Annotated in this window: 5 protein-coding genes; all 5 read right to left on the minus strand. The window is 55.9% G+C overall.

Features of this window, described 5'->3' with window-relative positions:
* Positions 1-1137: FAD-binding protein (locus tag Q0510_RS01215; protein ID WP_298707485.1), on the minus strand; the 1137-nt coding region annotated here is incomplete at its 3' end.
* A 27-nt stretch (positions 1138-1164) separates the two neighbouring features.
* Positions 1165-2766: a serine hydrolase gene (locus Q0510_RS01220; protein WP_298707487.1), complete on the minus strand. Its 1602-nt coding sequence runs from the start codon at positions 2764-2766 to the stop codon at positions 1165-1167.
* Between the two features lie 6 nt (positions 2767-2772).
* Positions 2773-3438 carry a lysoplasmalogenase gene (locus Q0510_RS01225; RefSeq protein ID WP_298707488.1) on the minus strand — a complete coding sequence of 222 codons (666 nt, stop codon included), beginning with the start codon at positions 3436-3438 and terminating at the stop codon, positions 2773-2775.
* 32 nt (positions 3439-3470) lie between these two features.
* Positions 3471-4802, minus strand: a complete 1332-nt coding sequence (locus Q0510_RS01230) for an ATP-binding protein (protein ID WP_298707490.1) — start codon at positions 4800-4802, stop codon at positions 3471-3473.
* A 1-nt stretch (position 4803) separates the two neighbouring features.
* The coding region (locus tag Q0510_RS01235) for a sigma 54-interacting transcriptional regulator (RefSeq protein ID WP_298707492.1) at positions 4804-5492 on the minus strand (689 nt) is incomplete at its 5' end.

Genomic DNA, 5492 nt, shown 5'->3' on the forward strand with positions numbered 1-5492 from the left:
GGCACATTCTCCGCAGGCATAAAGATTCCTGATCGATGTGCGGCCGAACTCGTCGGTCTTGATGCCGCCGCAGCTGTAATGGGCCGCCGGCGCAACAGGGATCATGTCTTTCGTAACGTCTATCCCGATCGACCGGCACTTTTCGTAAATGTTCGGGAAGTGATGGATGAACTTCTCCAGGTCCATATGCCGGCAGTCGAGATACACGTGCTCCGTACCGGAGATTTTCATTTCACTGTCGATGGCGCGGGCCACGATATCGCGGGGGGCCAGCGACAGCCGCTGGTCGTATTTATGCATAAAATCTTCCCCGTCGGCATTCCGGAGGATACCGCCGTCGCCGCGAACAGCTTCGGTGATGAGGAAAGATTGCCCGCTGACGCCTACCTGGTACAATGCCGTGGGGTGGAACTGGATGAATTCCATGTTCTCGATGCGGCCCTTGGCGCGGTAAACCATCGCCACGCCGTCGCCGGTTGCGATGATGGGGTTGGTGGTGGTGCGGTATACCTGTCCGTTCCCGCCGGTAGCCAGGAGCGTGAGGCGCGACAGGATTTTTTCGATCTTATTGGTTTTCTGATTGAGGACGTAAATGCCGTAGCATTCGATGTCGAGGGTGGATTTGGTGACGAGGTAACCCAGGTGGTGTTGCGTGATGAGATCCAGCACGAAGCAATGGGTTACGACCTCTATGTTCTTGCTGCGGCGGACTGCTTCCAGGAGCGCGCGTTCGATTTCGCGGCCGGTTACGTCTTTATGGTGAATGACGCGGAATTCGGAGTGGCCGCCTTCTTTGCCGAGGGCGAGATCTCCGTCGGGGGATTTATCGAACCGGGCGCCCCAGGCAATCAGTTCATTCACCCGGTCGGGGCCTTCCTTCACCACGATTTCGACGATCTTTTCATTGCAGAGCCCGTCGCCCGCGATGAGCGTATCTTCAATATGTTTCTCGAAGCTGTCGTTTTCCAGGTCGTTGACCACGGCCACGCCGCCCTGCGCATATTTGGTATTGGTCTCGTCTTCCCGCGTCTTGGTAATGATGGTCACCTTCTTGTCCGGGAATTCGCCGGCTACTTTCAGCGCATATGTGAGCCCGGCGATACCGGAACCCACCACCAGAAAATCCGTTTGATGCATAGGCACCAAAATTAGGCAATAATCGGATTAGTTGGCCTTGATAAATGGCACCCGCCGCGCCCGGGGAGTCGTAACATCGAACCCGGTTATACGATTTTGGGCGTCGCGGTGGAAGCGAACCAGCCCGAATCCGGTTTCGAAAGCGTCTTTATAGAGGGGCTTCATGAGCGCGGTGAGTCCCGGCCGGTCCATCTTGATGATGAGGTTTTTATTGTCCAAAACTACCGTCCACCGGGCTTCCGCCTCGTCAGACCCGAATTTGCCAGTGTATTCGGTTTTGCTGGCCGTGGAGTCCGGGGCTTTTTCGCGAATGAACAGGAAACGGGCGTTTTGGGGCGTCACCAGCGTCATGTCACCCTTTTCGAAGACGTAGCGAACCCCGCTCTTGTTCCGGAAGCGGTCTTTCCCTTCAGTGATTAGCTGCTGGTTGCCATCGAACAGGTAGCCCTCGGAAAAAATGATCTTCCTGGGGTTGCCGCTCCATTCGTTCCGGTACCACCCGGATAATGCGCGTAAAACTTCCTCCTTCAGCGCGATGGGCGGAACGGGTTCCGGCCGCGGATCGGGTTTGGGCGGTTCGGGGATGAAGATATTGCGCGCCACGGCCGCGGGGTTGGTGGGGGAGCCGTCGAACTGGGAGGTGTTGGACAAAAACGCGAACGACATGCCCATTTCCGGGAAATATTCCAGGCTGGACCGGTAACCCGCTGTAGCGCCGTTATGCGTCACCGCCTGCTGACCATTTAAAAGTGCCACAGACAGTCCCGCGGCATAATCGGCGGGATGGCTGTTGGCCAGGGGAACGGTTTGCGTTTGTTTGGCGTAGAGGGAAGGCGAGCCGAATCTTCCCGAAGTATACAATTCATTCCACTTCAGCAATTCTTCCGCGGTGGTGAGCAGGGCGGCATGGCCGTACACGCTTTCGTTGGGCATGTTGATGTAAAAGCCATAAGTGCCGTCTTCCCCGTACGCCACGGCCCTGTTGGGCACCAGCTGCCGGAGATCCTGCCGCCAGCGGGAAGCGTCCATGCCGGCAGGAGAGAATATATGCTGATCGGTGAATTCTTCCAACGTTTTGCCCGACACGCGCTCCACGATGATCGTCATCAGCGTGTAGTTGGTGTTGGAATAGATGTATTCGTATCCAGGAGGGTTGTTCAATGTTTTTTGCCGGCAGATGATGCGCAGCGCGTCATTGTTCGTGTAGTTCCTTTCCCCGCGCGGCCAGCCCTTCAGCCCGCTCGAATGGTGCAGGAGGTGCGATATCCTGACGGTTTGCGCGTACTCCGGGAGCTCCGGCACATACTTCCGCACATCATCTTCCACCGACAATTTCCCCTGCTGTTCCAGCAACAGGATGGAAGCGGCGGTGAACTGTTTGCTGACGCTGCCCGCTTCGATGAGCGAAGTGGTGGTCATAGGAACGTTGCGCTCTATATCTGCCATCCCCCATGCCTTCGAAAAAATCACCTTTCCATTGCGGCTGATGGCCATCTGCGCACCCGGCCCGTCGGGCTTGAAGCGCTCGAAAGCGGATTCGATGCGGGCCAGCGTATCCTGCCAGGTTTGCGCCTGCGCGCCAAGAAGCGCCAGCAGCGCGGTAAGGGTAAGCGTGATCTTTTGGAGCATATGTTTTTATATTCTGTTCCTAAGATAATACAAACTCCCCGACACCAAAAGCCACTGCGCCACACCGTAAGTCGCCATTACCACGATGCCGCTGTGGGAGAAGTCCGCATAAAAAAGCTGGAACGCCAGCACTGTGTCGGACACCACGAAGAAAAACGCCCCCAGGATAGCCCGCATCCCATACCAGGGCGCGCCAAATCCGAATGCACGCACAGACAGGAGGAACATACTGGTAATCACCGCCGTATACGCGATAACCGGGATGCGCATCTCGCCGGCTTTGGGATAAAGTAAAGACAGCACCACCGCCGCATATCCCAGGGCTACGGCCATGGCCATCTTTTCGATGATCCCGATCTTAGGCCGCGGTTTCATCCAAAGGAAAAATCCGATGTACATCAAATGTGCTATAAGAAAACTCACCAGTCCCGGCAGAAAAAACTGCGGGAACAGGAGGAATACATCCCCCGACCAGGAAAAAATTAAGGCGGCGAAAATGAAGTTGCGGGAAGCGGATTGCAGCTTGCCGGCGAGGGCCCATCCGTACGCGCCCAACAGTATCATCAGCAAGGGTTTGGTGATGAACCGGGCCTGCGGTACGTCGAAAAGGATCATCCCGATATCCGCGAGCAACGCGAGGAAATACACAGCTATCCAATAGGCAGGTTTCATGAAGTGGAATTGTCCCCCAACTTACACCCTTTTTAACTGTTGAGCAATACATAAAAAGTGGTACCCTTTTCGGGGATACTGCTCAGTTTCAGCTGCCCGCCATGCATCTGGATAATCTGCTGGCTGAGGCTCAGCCCGATGCCGGAACCGGTTTTTTTGGTGGTGAAGAAGGGGATGAAGATCTTTTCCTGCGCGTCAGGGTCGATGCCGGGTCCGTTATCGGTGATTTCGATGATCACTTGCTGGCCGTTGAACGAGCCTTTCACGGAAATAAGCGGCTGCTCGGTTTGGTCCAGTGCGTCCATGGCGTTTTTGATGAGGTTGATCAGCACCATCTGCAATTGCGTTTCGTCGGCATGAATCTCAATATTGTCGGGCGAAACGTGCGACCGGTACCGGATGCCCGCCGCTTTCATATCGGCCAGCAGCAGGTTGCTTACGGAGTGGATGAGTTGTTTGAGGTTGATGGTGGTGAATTGCGGCTTGGGAAGCGTGGTGTAGTCGCGGTAGGCGTTCACGAAATTCATGATGCCTTTGCTGCGGCTCTCGATAGTTTCGAGCGCTTCGCGAAGGTCGCCCACGGCGTCGTTCTGCTCGTCGGTAGCGGCGAGGTCGTACTGCACGATATCCTGCATGGTGCCGATGAGGCTCACAATGGGCGTCACTGAGTTCATGATTTCGTGACGGAGGATTTTGGTGAGGTTCTGCCAGGCTTCCAGTTCTTTTTGCTGCAGTTCCGCATGGATATTCTGCAACGAAATCAGCTTCACGAGCCGCCCCTGCAGCCGCACGCTCGCCGCCTGGATCGAAAGCTGCTGGCCGTTTTGGGTGGCGTACAGTGCTTTATGCCCTGCCGGCAATTGCATGAGCAGCCCTGCCAGATCGGGGTGTACGTTTTTCAGTTCGTCGATATACCGCAACCGGTAAATGCCGAGCAGGCGGAAGGCGGCGGGATTGATCAGTTCTATCTTTCCATCCGTATCAAAAGAAAAAACGCCGATGCTGATATGCTGGATGATCGTATCGATATATTTGAGATTGGCCTCCCTTTCCGCGCGTGTTTGCCGGAATGCTTCCAGCACTTCGTTGAACTGGTGGTTGAGGGCGCTGAAACTCTTGCCCAGTTTATTGTCGGCGCTGAAGCGGATAGAGAAATCCTCGTACCGGATGGCCTCCAGGAACAACGTCAGTTTCCGGTTGACGCGGTTGAGATAGTGATATAACGACACCACCTGCGCGATCAGGAAAGGCGCCACGAGCCATATCAGCAGCGGGTAACCGGCGGTCCACAAAGCGAACCCCGCCGCCACGGTGGCGATGAACAGCACAAGGCGCAACAGGATGATGACGCTGAAACGGTTCATGTCAGAGATTGTATTTTTCCATACGGCGGTAGAGCGCAGCCCGGCTCAAACCCAGTTCCCTGGCGGCGTCGGTGATATTGCCGTTGCATTGCTTCAGGGCCTGCGCGATCATATTCCTTTCCATATCCTCCAGGTTGAAACCGGTGTCCAGCTTTTCCGCGGATGCCGCCGATTTCACGAAAACATCTTTCGGCATGAGCGTTTTGCCCTGGCACAAAATCACCGCCCGCTCGATGGCGTGCTGCAATTCGCGGATGTTTCCCGGCCAGTCGTAATTCTCCAGCTGCGTGATGAGGGTTTCGTGCAGAAACGCGACCGGACGGTTGTATTTCTTACGGTACATCCCGAGGAAATATTCGGCCAGGGGCACGATGTCTTCCCGCCTTTCGCGCAATGGCGGCAGGTGCACTTCGATGGTATTGATGCGGTACAGCAAATCCTGCCGGAATTGCCCGGAAGCCGCCAGCTGCTGGATATTCTTGTTGGTGGCGGAAATCAACCGCACGTCGATGGGGATCTGTTTGTTGGAGCCAACCCGCGTCACCTGTCGGTTCTGCAAAACGGTCAGCAGCTTGGCCTGGAAGGGGATGGAGATATTCCCGATCTCGTCCAGGAAAATGGTGCCGCCGGCGGCTTCTTCGAAACGGCCCGCGCGGTCGTCTCTCGCATCGGTGAAGGCGCCTTTCTCGT

It is taken from the genome of uncultured Chitinophaga sp. (genome assembly GCF_937874145.1).
Taxonomy (GTDB): domain Bacteria; phylum Bacteroidota; class Bacteroidia; order Chitinophagales; family Chitinophagaceae; genus Chitinophaga.

What these genes read in the sequence shown, in the direction of transcription:
- Q0510_RS01220 (WP_298707487.1), bottom strand. Translation starts at nt 2,766, where the DNA reads ATGCTCCAAAAGATCACGCTTACCCTTACCGCGCTGCTGGCGCTTCTT.
- Q0510_RS01225 (WP_298707488.1), bottom strand. Translation starts at nt 3,438, where the DNA reads ATGAAACCTGCCTATTGGATAGCTGTGTATTTCCTCGCGTTGCTCGCG.
- Q0510_RS01230 (WP_298707490.1), bottom strand. Translation starts at nt 4,802, where the DNA reads ATGAACCGTTTCAGCGTCATCATCCTGTTGCGCCTTGTGCTGTTCATC.